This is a genomic window from Marinobacter koreensis, from assembly GCF_023156285.1.
GTDB lineage: Bacteria > Pseudomonadota > Gammaproteobacteria > Pseudomonadales > Oleiphilaceae > Marinobacter > Marinobacter koreensis.
In genome coordinates this window covers 180,817-196,165 of record NZ_JAKZAJ010000004.1, presented here as the reverse complement: position 1 = coordinate 196,165, position 15,349 = coordinate 180,817, and the positions used below count along the sequence as shown (strand labels likewise).

The following is a 15,349-nucleotide window of genomic DNA, read 5'->3' as shown; positions in this document are numbered from 1 at the left end:
GCGTTATTTTAATCATTGAACAACTCAAGTGCCAGCAACTCTTTTCAAAAGTCGTGCCAAATGTGAAACACTCTGGCGTTATGTTTCAAAATCAGAGTCGCTTAGCGGTACACACATACAGCTTTCGTCGGTTTTTTCGATATTTCATTTTGCTAGTCGGAATTTTTTGAAGCCAACCCCCTTCTCTGCAACCTGTCGTCAGGATAACCAGACAAGCACCAGGGCCGTCCAGACAGCCAGGGCCGGCAATGCGATCAGCACAAACACACCGTTCCACCGGAACGCCACAATCCAGCGGGACACTTGTCCAAACCGGGATAACAGCATGACTGATGGACCAAATGGCGACAGCATCATGGCCAGTGAAAATCCGATCACCAGCGCTACGGCTATCACCAGCGGATCCAGCCCATCCGCCACCAGTGTGGGCAACAGACCTGCCTGAACACTGAGCACGGTGATCGGAATCACGCCGAGCATGGAGAAGAGTGGCAGCATCAACAACCCGATGACCGCCAGCAGGAACATGCCTTGTCCGGAGTCGACAACGCCATGCAGGGCGTCCGCCGGAATGACCGCCGAAAGAGCCACCCCGAGAATGGCCGATGCGGCAAAAATCGCCATTTCATTGGCCATGCCAGCCACTTGCCCGACGGCTTCATCGAGCACCGACAGTGTTCCGCTCTCAATCGTCATATAAAGAAGGGTGACTGCCGGAACCGCAAACATGGCGGCCACGGAAACCTTGAATCCGGTCAGCAGAACCAGCAAGGCCATCAGCGTGAAAACGATGATCAGCAGAAGGAGCAGCTTTGTAGTGCCTGTCGGCCAGGCATCAAGTGCCATTCGTTCACCACTGATCTGCCGAAAACGACGATGCTCCAGAAACCAGCCAATCAGCACCAGCAACAAGGCGGACACCGCGCCATAAGGCAAGAGCTGTGACCAGCTCAGTTGTGGCAATTCCCGAGTAAGGATCGCCACAGCGACGCTGGTCGGCGCCACCAGGGGAACCAGAGCAAACCCCCGCAAGGCACTGATCAGAACACTCCGGAGCCAGATTAACCGGGACCCGCCCTCAATTCCCCGCTCCCTCAGTGTCTCCGACAGCGTGCCGCAGAGGACGCTCATCATGCCGAAACTCAGCACGGACGCCACACCACAACTGACCAGAGCGTATTTGGGATACAGCCATAAGGCCCGGCCACCTAACAGAACATCGTGAATACGGCGCAGGACTTCAAACCGTCGGACCAGGCACTGCATCATGCCGAGACTGCCTAGAAATGCGGCATAGAATGCGGCGTCCGATGAGGCCTTGAACCATTGTTCCGGAGCCAGGTATCCGCCGCTTCCAGCCAGCATCAGTGCCGCCAGGGACAGCAGAAACAGAAAACGGGCATAGCCATTGAGACGGGGAAGTGCTGCCAGGAATGCCAGCACCACAAGAACGCCGGCGATCTCGCTGACCGTGCGAACCCCGGAGCCGATTGCCAACAGCTCCAGAAGGACGGCCAGGGTCAGCACCCATTGTAACGCCATGCTCATAAGGCGGGCTCCGGCTCACCGTTTAACACTGCTTGCATTTCCCATACGTGCAGATTAGTCTTTTCCAACCGTTTTACAAAACTTGATTTCGCTTGTCGAAATTATATTAGCACAAGTGGCAGTGCAACACCGACCCTCCCGTTCTCGCCTGCCCATGAATTGCATGAGGGATTCCCTATGAGCGCGTACATCTATGATGGCCTGAGAACCCCGTTCGGTCGTCACGCCGGCGCCCTTGCCAGGGTTCGTCCGGATGACCTTCTCGGTCACGTCATCAAGGCTTTGGTGGAACGGAACGACTTTGCACCGGATGCCTATGAAGATGTCATTGCCGGCTGCACCAACCAGGCCGGCGAAGACGCCCGCAACCTGGCCCGGCACGCAGGCCTGCTGGCCGGACTTCCGGTTGAAACCGGCGGACTGACGGTCAATCGCCTCTGTGGCTCCGGCCTGGCAGCCATTATCGACGCAGCCCGCGCGGTACGGTGCCAGGAAGGCGAACTGTTCGTCGCCGGCGGTGCGGAGAGCATGAGCCGCGCCCCGTTTGTCATGGCCAAGGGCGAAACGCCATTCAGCCGCGATTTCCGTGCCTTCGACAGCACCATTGGTGCCCGTTTCCCAAACCCACAGATCGAACGTGAGTTCGGGGCCGACACCATGCCGGAAACCGCCGACAACATTGCCCGGGAACTGAATCTCAGCCGGGATCTGGTCGATCGCTTTGCCGCCCAGAGTCAGGCCCGTTACGAGGCGGCCCGGCGGACGGGCTTCTTTGAAGGCGAAATCCTCCCCATCGACGTGCCGCAGGGTCGCAAAAAGCCCCCGTTGAGCGTTGAACATGACGAGCACCCGCGCCCGCAATCCACCCTGGAGGCCCTGTCCGGCCTGCGCCCCCTGTTCGAAGACGGCGTTGTTACCGCCGGTAATGCCTCCGGCATCAACGATGGCGCAGCAGCCCTCCTGGTTGGTTCAAGGGAAGCGGGGGAAAAGGCAGGCATTGCCCCCCGCGCCCGCATCGTGTCTGCGGCCATCGCCGGCGTTCCACCCCGGGTGATGGGGTATGGCCCGGTTCCCGCAAGCGAGAAAGCCCTTGCCCGGGCCGGCCTGACGCTGGCCGACATGGACGTTATTGAAATCAACGAGGCGTTTGCCGCACAAGTACTCGGTTGTGCCACGAAACTAGGCATTGATCCGACCGACAGCCGACTCAACCCCAACGGCGGCGCTATCGCCGTTGGCCATCCGCTGGGCGCTTCCGGCGCCCGCATCGCCCTGACCGCCATTCGCCAACTGGAACGCAGCGGCGGCCGCTACGCCCTGGTCAGCATGTGCATTGGCGTCGGTCAGGGCATTGCCGCCGTTATCGAACGAGTTTCCAACTAATTTTCAGGAGAACATGTATGGCTTCCGCACCTTGGGACGACCTGCTCAACTTTGACCAACAACTCGACGAAACCGAACGCCAGGTACGGGACAGCATTCGCAGCTTCTGTGACCAGCGACTGATGCCCGGCATCATCGAGGCCAACCGCCACGAGAAGTTCGACCGCACCATCTTCAACGAAATGGGCGAGCTGGGCATGCTCGGCGCGACCCTGCCGGAGGAATACGGCGGTCCGGGTCTCAACCACGTCTGCTACGGCCTGATTGCCCGGGAAGTCGAGCGGGTGGATTCCGCCTATCGTTCGGCGCTGAGTGTCCAGTCTTCGCTGGTCATGTATCCGATTTTCTCCTATGGCCAGGAAGCACTGAAAAAGCGCATCCTGCCAAAGCTGGCATCTGGCGAGATGGTGGGTTGCTTCGGCCTGACCGAACCTAACCACGGATCGGATCCCGGCGGTATGGAAACCCGAGCCAAAAAGGTGGACGGCGGCTACCTGCTGAGCGGCTCCAAGACCTGGATCACCAACTCACCGATCGCCGACGTCTGCGTGGTCTGGGCCAAGCTCGACGGCACCGTGACCGGCTTTGTCATTGAGCGGGAAGGCGCCAAAGGGCTCGATACCCCGAAGATCCAGGGCAAGTTCTCCCTGCGCGCCTCCGACACCGGCTCCATCTTCATGGACGAGGTCTTTGTTCCCGAGGAAAACAAGCTTCAGGTAGAGGGGCTGAAGGGCCCGCTGAGCTGCCTGAACAAGGCCCGCTTCGGCATCAGCTGGGGCGCTCTGGGCGCCGCCGAATTCTGCTGGCACGCGGCCCGCAACTACACACTGGAACGCAAACAGTTCGGCAAGCCGCTGGCCGCCAACCAGCTGATCCAGAAGAAGCTGGTGGATATGCAGACGGAAATCACCATTGGTCTGCAGTCCGTCCTGCAACTGGGCCGGATGATGGATGCGGGCATCGCCACACCGGATTCGGTATCGCTGCTCAAGCGCAACAACTGCGGCAAGGCCCTGGATATCGCCCGGGCTGCCCGTGACATGCACGGCGGTAACGGCATTGCCGATGAATACCACGTCATCCGCCATGTGATGAACCTGGAAGCCGTGAACACCTACGAGGGTACCCACGATGTCCACGCGCTGATCCTCGGACGTGGCCAGACCGGGATCCAGGCGTTCAGCTGAGTCGCCTGACAGCGGGTTGACCCCAAAACGAAAAAGCCCCTCGAGTCGAGGGGCTTTTTTTGTCCGGCGGGACCGTTATTCGATGTCCACCAGAACCTCGCCGGGCACCACGCGGTCGCCCTTGGCGATGAACACGCCTTTGACGGAGCCGCTGATGGTGGCTTTCACCTCGGTTTCCATCTTCATGGCTTCGATGATCAGCACCGGATCCCCGGCTTCGACCTGATCGCCCTCCTTGACCAGCACGTCCACGATGTTGCCCGGCATGCTGGTGGTGACGTGCCCCTCTTTGGTGGCACTGGCGCGGCCGCCGCTCTTGCCACCGCCCTCGTTGCCGTCACTCAGCGACGCCAGGTGAATCTCTTCCGGCACGCCGTCCACAGTCATGTAGAACCGACGCTCACCGTCGCTGACCGGGTTGGCACCGGTAACGTGAATGTCGTAGCTCTCACCGTGCACGGTGATCTTGAACTTGGTATCCACGGGTCCGCCAGTGCCTTTGGCAGGGATCGGCTCGAGCGGCTCGGGCTCCAGGGTACCGTCGCGACGCTGCTCGAGGTAAGCGCGGGCCTGATCCGGGAACATCGCGTAGGTCAGTACGTCCTCTTCGGCGGTGGCCAGATCGCCGACCTGCTTGCGCAGCTCATCCAGCTCGTGGGGAATCAGGTTGGCCGGGCGCTCCTCGATCAGGTCCTCTTTACCGACAGCGCGACGCTGCAACTCCTGGTCGACGGCCGCCGGTGCCTTGCCGTACCAGCCCTGCAGGTATTTCTTGACCTCGTTGGTGATGGATTCGTAACGCTTGCCGGCGAGTACGTTGATCACCGCCTGGGTGCCCACGATCTGGGACGTCGGCGTCACCAGCGGAGGATAGCCAAGGTCTTTCCGGACCCGGGGAATTTCTTCAAAAACGTTCTGGATGCGATCCAGGGCGCCCTGCTCCTTGAGCTGGTTCGCCAGGTTGGACATCATGCCGCCCGGTACCTGGGACAGCAGCACAGACGTGTCCACGCCGTTGTATTCGCTTTCGAACTGATGGTACTTCTTGCGGACTTCGCGGAAATAACGGGTCGCCTTGTCCAGCAATTCCAGGTTCAGACCGGTGTCGAATCCGGCATCGTGCAGGGCCGCCACCAGCGACTCGGTGGGCGGGTGGCTGGTACCGCCGGCGAAGGCCGACAGCGCGGTATCGATGTGGTCGACGCCGGCTTCCATTGCCGCCCACTGGCACATCGGCGCCATGCCCGAGGTGGCATGGGAGTGCAGGAATACCGGCAGGTCCAGAGTGTCCTTGAGCTTGCCCACCAGTTCCGCAGTAACGCCCGGCGTCAGCAGACCGGCCATGTCCTTGATGGCAATACTGTCGGCGCCCATATCCGCCATGGCTTTGGCCTGTTCCAGATAGGCATCGGTGTTGTGAACCGGACTGACGGTATAGCAGATCGTACCCTGGGCATGCTTGCCGGCTTTCTTGACCGCCTTGATGCTGGTTTCCAGGTTACGGACGTCGTTCAACGCGTCAAAAATACGGAAAACATCCATGCCGTTTTCGGCAGCCTTGGCCACGAAGGCCCCGACAACGTCGTCACCGTAGTGGCGATACCCCAGCAGGTTCTGGCCCCGCAACAGCATCTGCAGTCGGGTGTTGGGCAGGGCTTCACGCAGGGTCCGCAGGCGCTCCCACGGATCTTCTTTCAGGAAGCGGACGCAGGCATCAAAGGTGGCGCCGCCCCAGCATTCCAGCGACCAGTAACCGGCCTGATCCAGCCATTCGCAAGCCGGCAGCATGTCTTCGGTCCGCAATCGGGTTGCGATCAGGGACTGGTGCGCGTCCCTCAGGATAACGTCGGTAATATGAATCTTGCGCTTAGTCATCAGGATCTCTCCAATATTCTTTTACAGGCCCGCCTGGGCTGCGATGGCGGCAGCAATGGCTGTGGCAATGGATTCGGGGCGGGTCTTGCTGCTGTATTCCAACAACTGCGGATTGCGCTCGACAAAACCGGTATTGAAATCAGCGCCCTGGAAATCGGGGTGTTCCAGGATCTGCTTATAATAAGGAATGGTGGTCTGGACACCGTAAATACCCATGTCGCCCAGTGCCCGGCGGGAGCGTGCAATCAGCTCCGGCCAGTCCATGGCCCAGACAATCAGCTTGGCACACATGGAATCGTAATAGGGCGGAATTTCATAACCGGTGTACATGTTGGCGTCGGTCCGGACGCCCGGGCCACCGGCTGAATAGTAGCGGCTGATCCGGCCAAAGCTTGGCAGGAAACCATTCTTGGGGTCTTCCGCGTTGATGCGGAACTGGGCAGCGAAGCCACGATAGCTTATGTCTTCCTGCTTGAGGCCCAGCGGTTCGCCGGCGGCAATGCGGATCTGGGCCTTGATGATATCCACCCCGGTAATTTCCTCGGTGATGGTGTGCTCCACCTGCACCCGGGTGTTCATTTCCATGAAATAGAAGCTGCCGTCGTGGTCCAGCAGGAATTCCACGGTGCCGGCATTCACGTAGCCACACTGTTTTGCCACCCGCTTGGCCAGGTCGCCAATGTATTCGCGCTGGCTTTCTTCAAGCTGCGGGGATGGTGCCAGTTCGATCAGCTTCTGGTTGCGCCGCTGAATGGAGCAGTCACGCTCATACAGATGAACCACATTGCCGTGACTGTCCGCCAGGATCTGGACCTCGATGTGGCGCGGTTCAATGATGCACTTTTCCAGAAACACCTCGGCGCTGCCGAAGGCCTTGGTGGCTTCGGAAATCACGCGCTCGTAATTCTGGCGTAGCTCTTTTTCGTTATCGCAGCGCCGGATACCCCGGCCACCGCCACCGGACGTGGCCTTGAGCATCACCGGATAACCGATGTCAGCGGCCTGCGCCACGGCGTCCTCAACATCCTCCAGATTTCCTTCCGAGCCGGGTGTTACCGGAACGCCAGCGGCCAGGGCGGTTTGTCGTGCCTGGGTCTTGTCGCCCATGGAAGCAATCGCTTCGGAAGACGGCCCCACGAAGGTAATTCCCCGCTCCTTGCAGATCGCGGCCAGTTCCGCGTTCTCGGACAGGAACCCGTACCCCGGATGCAGGGCATCGCAGCCGGTTTCCACCGCCATGTTCACAATGTGATGCGGATTCAGGTATCCCGACAGGGGATCCTTGCTGATCTGGTAGGATTCATCCGCTTTCTTGACGTGCAACGAATACTCATCGGCTTCCGAATAGATCGCCACTGAGCGTACACCCAGTTCACTGCAGGCCCGGGCAATTCTGACCGCGATCTCGCCTCTGTTCGCGATCAGCAGCTTCCTGATGGCCATGAATGTTACCTCTCGGTCTTGGGATGGATTTTGGAACACCAGCATCCTGGCCAGTGTTCCGGGTTTGGCCCGATACCACAAGGGCTATCGGGCCTCCATCGACCTAGAACCCTCCCTGTACCACGTTCACGATCTCGTAGAACTTGGTGGCACGGTGTTCAAGATCGATCGTCAGCTCAAGCCGGCTGGCCAGTTCCCGCGCGACGAGCAGGCCGCGCAGATAGGTCTGGCCAGGATGCTGGCGGTCGTCATCAAGCACCATCAGATATTCCTCGTGGACTTCCTGAAAGGTACTCACAAGATCGCCAACCGTCGCGGCTCGCAGATCACGGTAATGGATCGCCGGAATTTCACTCAGTGGGCGCATGATATCACGCACATGAATGTCCCGGAGGGCCGCGCCCTGACGGTTGGCCACCATCATGGGCTTTTTACCGTTCACATCCTGAATCGTCAGTATACCAATACAATCGCCGGCCTGGTTTTCAACCAGCTTGATCGGCGTGTCTGCAAGCCGCATCCACAGCCGGGCTTCGGTCACCGGCATGCCGGAACTCAGCGATGAGGGTTTCTGCTCGGCAAAATCGGTCAGAAGATGCACGGCAGCGTCGTCAGGGCCGATATGGGCCAGCGGCTTTGCCGTTGAGATGGCACTGGTGCGGGTCAGATCCTGCACCGGTAACGCACTGAATAAACTGTTCATAGGGAATCCTCACATAGTTGCAATCTGGTTGGGCGGTCGGAACCGCCAGGTCAGTCGACAATTACTATGCGAGGGCGGGCGGACCCTGCGGCAAGGCCGGATAACTCAGGAGCCGCTCAGGCGGCTGAATAAACTCCAGACTGACGCAGAAGGACGCATCAGCTTCCGGGAGGGAGAGGATCGGCGACAGGTCGGCGAGAACCGGGGGTTCGGAGGACGGCGAATCCCCGGACCCATCCACCGATACAATCTTGATGGACGCGGGCCCATCAAACTTGAGTTCCAGTGCAGGCTGGGCGGACGTTGCGGAAAAAAGAAAAAGCAGGGCCACAATCAGCGTGGAGAATACGCTGATGCGGATGGCCGGATTGCTATACAAACGTCTTCGCATACACAGGTCTGCGCTGATGTTTTCGAATATTTCCTACTCCATTTCTATCACATGCGCTTTTTGACCCAAAGCAAATTCTTGATAATCCTCAATTGCAATTTGTTAGGAATTGCCCTCCACGCCCGGGTTCTCCGTTTGGACTTGCATATTTTTTCACCTTAACGGGATGACAGCTATTTTTTCATCTGCTAACTTTACGTGGTATATGGTTTCGCTTTGCGAAATTATGTAGATTCAAAAGACATTTTTCGGAACAAGAAAACAACAATGATTGGCCGATCTGTCACAGACAACCCCATTTTTGATCCGCTCCAGCCAAGGTGCGGATTGCCCTGTTTTGGCGCCCACGGGTTCCAAAAATCCCGAGTAAAAACACGCATCCAATAAGAAAGAGTCGTACCACCAAACCACAACAACAAGGGTTTACAAGCATGACACAACAACGCAGTAACACTCGAAAGCACAACAAAACCAAAGCCCTGGGTTCTGTTTCCCTGCTGGCGTTTGCCGTGATGGGCGCTTCGTCGGCTCAGGCGCTTCAGACCGATCTGGGTGTGGACTACGAGGCCAAGGCGTACTCGATTCGTTCTGGTGCCTGGACGGGCAATTACACGAGCGATTGCCCCGATATCACCGCACCAGCAGACTGTCACTTTGCCGACGCCCGCGATAACGGCTTGGCCCAACTGCTTCGCGTGACGGCCAACTTCAAAGATGAAGAAACGGGCGTCTCGGTACATACCCGCTTGGAGCTGACTGGAGATCGTTGGCAAGGCGATGATTTAAACTACAATACTGGCGCAGACGAAGCTTTCAACACGGACAACCGTGGCCCACTCGTGAGCTTGGACCTCGGCTATGCCCAAGTGCCTCTACCCGGCAAGGCGATTCTCCGTATCGGTCGCCAAGAATCCAACTGGAATAACGGCTTCCTCGTTTCTGATGATCGCCGGGACCGAATCCTCGGCATCGTACCGACAACCCTCGGCACTGTCCTAGCATTTTATGATCGTCGGGGTGATCAACAGGGCTTTTTTTCCAACGATAACGGCGATCAGGTAGGTCTCGGGTTTGTCACTAAACTTTCGGAATTCAAGACCGGCCTTCTATATGTTCATTGGTTTAACAATAACAGCGGTGCAAGCCAGGGTTACTCAGTTCAGGGCGCCGACATTATCTCTCCTTATATCACCGGCTCCGTGGCCGACATGTTCTCCTTGACTACAGGCTTTAACTGGATAGGGAACAACCAAATTGATCAGTACAATTCGACTATTTCATATTCAGATCTCGGAAAGGACGGACTGGTTTACAGTGATTCATCTTTCTCTGAATATCTTCGTATCGAAAAAGCGATCGGGAACCTCGATCTTGGAATTCAGTTTGTAGGTTCACAGGACGGCGGACTTGTCTCTCCAGGCTTTGACACATGGTCCAGTATGATCAACAACAACCCTGAATCCACTGCTAATCCGACAAGCCTCTACCGAATGGGTAACGCTAAAGGCCTGAAAGATTACAATGAAAGCCTTTTTATTGGCAAAGTAGGCTATAACTTTACACCCAAGTTCAAGGTCACCGGAGCGGCGGGCAGTCTGAACGTCGACAATGGCACCAATAGTGACAACTCCATGGTGTTTGATCTCCAAGCCAGCTACCAAGTCAACAAAGCTGTTCGCGTCTGGGCCACTGCCGGCATGATTGCAAGTAACGATGTAGGAAAATTGACTGGCAACCCTCTCGTTGACAGTGGCCAACAGGCCGTTCCTGTTTCCACCCCTCTGGGTACTATCAAAACGGCTGTACCAACGCCTATCAATGGCGCCAGCTTTGGTAACAACAGCGTTTCCTCCGGCAGCCTGAACCTCTCCGTGAAGTTCTAAGTACCGGAAACGAACCACACATGCTGCACCCTTGGGCGAATCGGTTCCCGCACCGGTTCGTCCTTTTTTATGGGGGTTCCGGTGGCACGTGTGAAAGCCATGCCATACGCTTACGACTCACCCACAAACAGGATTCCACGATGACGGTCATGGCCCGAAAACTGATGATCGCAACCAGCCTTGCCGGCTTTCTACTGACTGGCTGCACAACCGCCCCGCCGGATGAGCAGATCTCAGTGGCGGATTCCAGCGAAGCACTGGGTTATGAAAAGCCCGACTGGCAAACCCCGTTCTGGGAACGCAACCGGACACCGGAAGCCAGTGAGGCCGCACCAGCGCCCCAGGCAACCCCGCCAACTGACGGTACCCTCAGGGCCAACATCGGGATTGTTATCGGCGACGACGTCACTCCCGCGTTGGAAACGGCCCTGCGCAACAAAGCGACCGGCTATGGCTTCATACCCGTTCCGACATCGGCACTGCGGGATGCGGCCGCACGACTTCCTGAATGCAGCGACCTGAGCTCACTGGCCTGCGCCCGGGCATTGGCGGTCTACCCCGGCGTTCGCCTGATGATGGTGGTGAAAAACCGGGAACTTACCCTGATTGACCCCAGCGCCGGGGTCACCTATCCGCCCACCGACCTGCCTTCGGACAATCCTGCTGACGCGGCCCTGAAACTGGCGGCCGAGCGTTCGACCCTGAGTCCGTGGGTGCTCCGGGCGTTTCCCGGCGACGACGGCCAGCTATATATCAGCGCGGGGACCAGCAACGGCGTAACCCGGGGAACGGAACTCACGGTGCACGAACCGGGCAGCCTGGTCCGGGCGTCCAGCGGACAACCGGTTGCCTGGCGCCCCGGAAAAACCATCGGCAAAGCCCGCGTCGTTGATCTGGTTGGTCCCAACCTGGCCGTCGTCGTCAGCGAAAGCGGGGCTTCACTGACACCGGACATGGACCTGCTGATCGCTCGCTGAACGCCCCTCTCCCGGGAACCACCCCTCTGGTTCCCGGGCTTTCAACACCCGCTCCATCCCGATTCCGGCGGCCACGGGGCCAGTCCGCAGATTCGTTCGCAAGTTCGTCACTTCCCAACCAATATTTGCGACTACGCTCTTCATTAATGGGCGATTGACACAGCGGTTATGATGTTCCATGATTAAGCAATTCTGCTATGCGGTATAGATTTTCGCTTTTACTCACAAAGAGGCTATCCGATGAACATGAACTACACGGCTGAGGAACTTGCCTTCCGTGATGAGGTACGGGCGTTCCTTGACGAGAAGCTTCCGGAAGACATCGCTGCCAAGGTGAAAGGGTTCCGTCGCCTGTCGAAGGAAGACCATCAGCGTTGGCAGAAAATCCTGTCTGAAAAAGGCTGGTACGCGACCCATTGGCCGGAAGAGTACGGCGGCGTCAAGTGGACACCGGTCCAGAAGCACATCTGGGACGACGAATCCTGCCGCTACGGTGTCCCCCGCTCCATTCCGTTCGGGGTGAACATGGTGGCGCCGGTCATCATCAAGTTCGGTACCGAAGAGCAGAAGCAGAAATACCTGCCGCGTATCCTGAGCGGCGAAGACTGGTGGTGTCAGGGCTATTCCGAGCCGGGTGCCGGTTCCGACCTTGCCTCCCTGAAAACCCGCGCGGTGCGCGAGGGCGATCATTACATCGTCAACGGCCAGAAAACCTGGACCACGCTTGGCCAGCACGCCAACATGATTTTCTGTCTGGTGCGCACCAATACCGAAGTGAAGGCCCAGGAGGGTATTTCCTTCCTGCTGATCGACATGAACACCCCGGGCATTACCGTACGCCCGATCATCACTCTGGACGGTGAGCACGAAGTCAACGAAGTGTTCTTCGAAGACGTGAAGGTTCCCGTCGAAAACCTCGTAGGCGAGGAAGACAAGGGCTGGACCTACGCCAAGTACCTACTGACCTACGAGCGCACCGGCCTTGCCGGCATTGGCATTTCCAAGGCGGCGCTGTCGCATCTGAAAGAGCTGGCCGGCCGTCGTCTCAAGAACGGTCGCCCACTGATCGAGGATCCGTCCTTCAGTCAGCGCATCGCCCAGGTCGAAATCGATCTTACCGCTGCCGCCATCAGTAACCTTCGGATCATTGCATCCGTCGAAGGCGGTGGTGTACCGGGTGCCGAGAGCTCCATGTTGAAGGTCCGTGGCACCGAAATCCGCCAGACGATCAACGATCTGGCACGCCGGGCCATTGGCCCCTACGCCATTCCGTTCGTGGAAGAAGAACTGGATCTGGACTACGACGGCGAGTTCCTCTCCGATGAGAACGCCGCACCGCTGGCCGCCCAGTACTTCAACAACCGCAAGCTCTCGATTTTCGGCGGATCCAACGAGATCCAGAAGAACATCGTGTCGAAAATGATTCTCGGGCTCTAAGGAGGCGACCATGGATTTCCGATTGAACGAAGAGCAGCAGATGCTGCAGGACACCGTGGCCCGCCTGGTGCGCGGTGAATACAGCTTTGAAAAGCGCCTGGAATTCAGCGAATCCGAGCTGGGCTTCAGCGAGGATTTCTGGAAACAACTGGGTGAACTGGGCCTGACCGCCGTTCCCTTCCCCGAGGAGCTCGGAGGCTTTGGCGGCGGTGGTGTCGAAGTACAGAGCGTGATGACCGAGCTCGGCCGCGGCCTGTGCATCGAACCCTACCTGCAGTCCGTCGTCCTCGGCGGCGGCCTGATCAGCCAGGCCGGTAACGATGCACAGAAGGAGCAGTGGCTCGGTGGCATCGCGTCCGGCGAGGTCCGCGCTGCCGTGGGTCTTCAGGAGCCGCAGAGCTTCTACGACTTGAACAACGTGGAAACCCGCGCCGAAAACAGTGGTGACGGCTACGTGCTGAACGGTCGCAAGGCGGTTGTGATCGGCGGGCACTGTGCCGACGTCCTGGTGGTATCCGCCCGTACCAGTGGTGACACCCGCGAGGCCGGCGGCATCAGCCTGTTCCTGGTGAGCCCGGATGCCGATGGTGTTGAACGACGCACCTATCCGACCATCGACGGCGCCAAGGGCTGCGACCTGGTGCTGAACAACGTCAAGGTCGGCACCGATGCCCTGCTCGGTGAAGAAGGCAAGGCCGCCGACATTATTGAATACCAGACCGGCCGTGCCATTTCCGGCTTGTGCGGCGAAGCCGTCGGCGCCATGGAAGTGGCCTGCGACCTGACCCTGGATTACCTGAAGCAGCGCAAGCAGTTCGGCGTTCCCATCGGGAAGTTCCAGGTTCTGCAGCACCGCATGGTGGACATGATGTCAGAGCTGGAACAGGCCCGGTCCATGGCCATTCTCGCCGCCAGCGTCGCCGACGAACCCCAGAGCGATGAGCGTCGCCGGATCCTGGCGGCTGCCAAAAACGTCATCGGACGTGCCGGCCAGTTCATTTCCGAGAAGGGCATCCAGTCCCACGGCGGCATTGGCATGACCTGGGAATACAACTTTGCCCACTACGCCAAGCGGCTGGTGATGATCAACCATCAACTCGGCGATGACGATTTCCATCTGGAACGTTACGCCGCACTGTTACAGGCCAGCTAAATCCCCTTCATCAGTGAGCCTGAGGCCTCCCTCAACCAGTCAGAGGCCTTTTTGGGGGTGGCCAGTGGCCACCCCCTTTTTTATGGTAGGCACAGGGCCATCGCCCTAATACAAGAGGTGATAATCATGACAACAAACACCAACGAAGACCTTCAGGACCTGCGAAAGGCCGAATGGAAAGTTCGCACCGAACTGGCCGCGGCTTATCGCCTGGTCGCCCTGTTTGGCTGGGATGATCTGGTCTTTACCCATCTGTCCGCCCGGGTACCCGGTCCGGACCATCATTTCCTGATCAACCCCTACGGCCTGCTGTTCCACGAAATCACGGCCTCGTCCCTGGTCAAGGTGGACAAGAATGGAGAGGTGGTCGAGTCGGGCAGTGTCAGCCGCGTTAATCCGGCGGGTTTCACCATTCACAGCGCGGTGCATATGGGCCGGGAAGACGCCGGTGCGGTCATGCACCTGCATGCGCCCGACGGTGTCGCCGTGTCCGCCCACCGGGATGGCCTGTTACCCCTGAGCCAGACCGCCATGCTGTGCCTGGACCATCTGAGCTACCACGATTACGAGGGCGTCGCCCTGAACCTGGATGAACGCGAGCGGCTGATCCGGGACCTGGGTGACAAATCCATGATGCTGCTGCGCAACCATGGCGTTCTGACCGCCGGCAAGGACGTACCGGAAACCTTCACGTACCTCTATTTCCTGATGAAGGCCTGCGAGATCCAGGTTCGCGCGCTGGCCTGCGGCCCCACCTACCTGCCTTCCGAACAGGCGATTGCCACCACCGCCGAGCAGTCCCAGCAACTCGGTATGGCTTCGGCACTGACCTGGCCGGCGCTGGTTCGCCTGCTGGACAGCAAAAACCCCGGCTACGGCGTTTGACGGCCGCTGCATACAGGAGAGCAATATGGTCAGTATTCCGATCACGGAGCTTGAGAGCCACGTGGGGCAGGTCATCGGTGAAAGCCCCTGGACCGAGATCAGTCAGGAACGGGTAAACGCGTTCGCCGACGCCACCGGCGATCACCAGTGGATTCACGTGGACGTGGAGCGGGCGCGCCGGGAATCCCCCTGGAAAAGTCCGGTGGCCCATGGCTTTCTCACCGCATCCCTGCTTCCCATGCTGAACAAGCAGGTGCTGGAAGTCACGGGCCTGTCAGCCACCATCAACTACGGGCTGAACAAGCTCCGGTTTCCCGCCGCCGTGAAGGTCGGGGCGGAAATCCGGAGCCGGATCAAACTGGTGGATCTGCAACGGGTGGACGCGAACCGCACCCTGGCGACCTACCAGACCACCATCGAGATACGGGGTGAGGACAAGCCGGCCTGCGTGGCCGAAAACCTGGCCATGTACGTAACCGGCTGA

At 58.8% G+C, this 15,349-nt stretch carries 13 protein-coding genes; 8 read left to right on the top strand and 5 right to left on the bottom strand.

Annotated features, from left to right (window positions below; genetic code table 11):
* Positions 1 to 198: 198 nt before the first annotated feature.
* Positions 199 to 1,548: a hypothetical protein gene (locus MLD04_RS12195; protein ID WP_248158691.1), complete on the bottom strand. Its 1,350-nt coding sequence runs from the start codon at positions 1,546 to 1,548 to the stop codon at positions 199 to 201.
* A gap of 177 nt (positions 1,549 to 1,725) precedes the next feature.
* On the opposite strand from MLD04_RS12195, the gene MLD04_RS12190 reads away from it, so the two are divergent.
* Both MLD04_RS12190 and MLD04_RS12185 read left to right on the top strand, forming a co-directional pair.
* Entirely contained in the window at positions 1,726 to 2,931 is a 1,206-nt protein-coding gene (locus tag MLD04_RS12190) for a 3-oxoadipyl-CoA thiolase (RefSeq protein ID WP_248158688.1), read from the top strand.
* A 17-nt stretch (positions 2,932 to 2,948) separates the two neighbouring features.
* Complete coding sequence (locus MLD04_RS12185) at positions 2,949 to 4,118, top strand: acyl-CoA dehydrogenase (protein ID WP_248158686.1); 1,170 nt, start codon at positions 2,949 to 2,951, stop codon at positions 4,116 to 4,118.
* A gap of 75 nt (positions 4,119 to 4,193) precedes the next feature.
* On the opposite strand, the gene oadA is transcribed toward MLD04_RS12185, so the two are convergent.
* The 4 genes from oadA to MLD04_RS12165 form a co-directional block, all read right to left on the bottom strand.
* On the bottom strand, positions 4,194 to 5,993 hold the full coding sequence (gene oadA / locus MLD04_RS12180) for a sodium-extruding oxaloacetate decarboxylase subunit alpha (RefSeq protein WP_248158684.1): 1,800 nt from the start codon (positions 5,991 to 5,993) through the stop codon (positions 4,194 to 4,196).
* A 21-nt stretch (positions 5,994 to 6,014) separates the two neighbouring features.
* Positions 6,015 to 7,436 (bottom strand): acetyl-CoA carboxylase biotin carboxylase subunit, encoded by a 1,422-nt coding sequence (locus MLD04_RS12175; RefSeq protein ID WP_248158681.1) that lies wholly within the window; start codon positions 7,434 to 7,436, stop codon positions 6,015 to 6,017.
* A 103-nt stretch (positions 7,437 to 7,539) separates the two neighbouring features.
* Positions 7,540 to 8,139 (bottom strand): CBS domain-containing protein, encoded by a 600-nt coding sequence (locus tag MLD04_RS12170; protein ID WP_008940332.1) that lies wholly within the window; start codon positions 8,137 to 8,139, stop codon positions 7,540 to 7,542.
* Between the two features lie 64 nt (positions 8,140 to 8,203).
* Positions 8,204 to 8,530, bottom strand: a complete 327-nt coding sequence (locus tag MLD04_RS12165; RefSeq protein ID WP_248158679.1) for a hypothetical protein — start codon at positions 8,528 to 8,530, stop codon at positions 8,204 to 8,206.
* 431 nt (positions 8,531 to 8,961) lie between these two features.
* Between MLD04_RS12165 and MLD04_RS12160 the strand changes: the two genes are divergently transcribed.
* From MLD04_RS12160 to MLD04_RS12135, 6 genes are all read left to right on the top strand, one after another.
* Positions 8,962 to 10,413 (top strand): hypothetical protein, encoded by a 1,452-nt coding sequence (locus MLD04_RS12160; RefSeq protein ID WP_248158677.1) that lies wholly within the window; start codon positions 8,962 to 8,964, stop codon positions 10,411 to 10,413.
* A gap of 140 nt (positions 10,414 to 10,553) precedes the next feature.
* On the top strand, positions 10,554 to 11,390 hold the full coding sequence (locus MLD04_RS12155; RefSeq protein ID WP_248158674.1) for a hypothetical protein: 837 nt from the start codon (positions 10,554 to 10,556) through the stop codon (positions 11,388 to 11,390).
* A 240-nt stretch (positions 11,391 to 11,630) separates the two neighbouring features.
* Positions 11,631 to 12,827, top strand: coding sequence for an acyl-CoA dehydrogenase family protein (locus MLD04_RS12150; RefSeq protein WP_248158671.1), 1,197 nt, complete (start codon positions 11,631 to 11,633; stop codon positions 12,825 to 12,827).
* A gap of 10 nt (positions 12,828 to 12,837) precedes the next feature.
* Entirely contained in the window at positions 12,838 to 13,980 is a 1,143-nt protein-coding gene (locus tag MLD04_RS12145) for an acyl-CoA dehydrogenase family protein (protein ID WP_248158669.1), read from the top strand.
* A 126-nt stretch (positions 13,981 to 14,106) separates the two neighbouring features.
* A complete protein-coding gene (locus MLD04_RS12140; RefSeq protein WP_008940326.1) occupies positions 14,107 to 14,865 on the top strand; it encodes a class II aldolase/adducin family protein in 759 nt (252 codons plus the stop codon).
* Between the two features lie 25 nt (positions 14,866 to 14,890).
* Complete coding sequence (locus MLD04_RS12135) at positions 14,891 to 15,349, top strand: MaoC family dehydratase (RefSeq protein ID WP_248158668.1); 459 nt, start codon at positions 14,891 to 14,893, stop codon at positions 15,347 to 15,349.

Excerpts from the sequence above, each read along its gene's own strand:
- MLD04_RS12195 (WP_248158691.1), bottom strand. The coding sequence starts at position 1,548 with ATGAGCATGGCGTTACAATGGGTGCTGACCCTGGCCGTCCTTCTGGAG.
- MLD04_RS12190 (WP_248158688.1), top strand. The coding sequence starts at position 1,726 with ATGAGCGCGTACATCTATGATGGCCTGAGAACCCCGTTCGGTCGTCAC.
- MLD04_RS12185 (WP_248158686.1), top strand. The coding sequence starts at position 2,949 with ATGGCTTCCGCACCTTGGGACGACCTGCTCAACTTTGACCAACAACTC.
- oadA (WP_248158684.1), bottom strand. The coding sequence starts at position 5,993 with ATGACTAAGCGCAAGATTCATATTACCGACGTTATCCTGAGGGACGCG.
- MLD04_RS12175 (WP_248158681.1), bottom strand. The coding sequence starts at position 7,436 with ATGGCCATCAGGAAGCTGCTGATCGCGAACAGAGGCGAGATCGCGGTC.
- MLD04_RS12170 (WP_008940332.1), bottom strand. The coding sequence starts at position 8,139 with ATGAACAGTTTATTCAGTGCGTTACCGGTGCAGGATCTGACCCGCACC.
- MLD04_RS12165 (WP_248158679.1), bottom strand. The coding sequence starts at position 8,530 with ATGCGAAGACGTTTGTATAGCAATCCGGCCATCCGCATCAGCGTATTC.
- MLD04_RS12160 (WP_248158677.1), top strand. The coding sequence starts at position 8,962 with ATGACACAACAACGCAGTAACACTCGAAAGCACAACAAAACCAAAGCC.
- MLD04_RS12155 (WP_248158674.1), top strand. The coding sequence starts at position 10,554 with ATGACGGTCATGGCCCGAAAACTGATGATCGCAACCAGCCTTGCCGGC.
- MLD04_RS12150 (WP_248158671.1), top strand. The coding sequence starts at position 11,631 with ATGAACATGAACTACACGGCTGAGGAACTTGCCTTCCGTGATGAGGTA.
- MLD04_RS12145 (WP_248158669.1), top strand. The coding sequence starts at position 12,838 with ATGGATTTCCGATTGAACGAAGAGCAGCAGATGCTGCAGGACACCGTG.
- MLD04_RS12140 (WP_008940326.1), top strand. The coding sequence starts at position 14,107 with ATGACAACAAACACCAACGAAGACCTTCAGGACCTGCGAAAGGCCGAA.
- MLD04_RS12135 (WP_248158668.1), top strand. The coding sequence starts at position 14,891 with ATGGTCAGTATTCCGATCACGGAGCTTGAGAGCCACGTGGGGCAGGTC.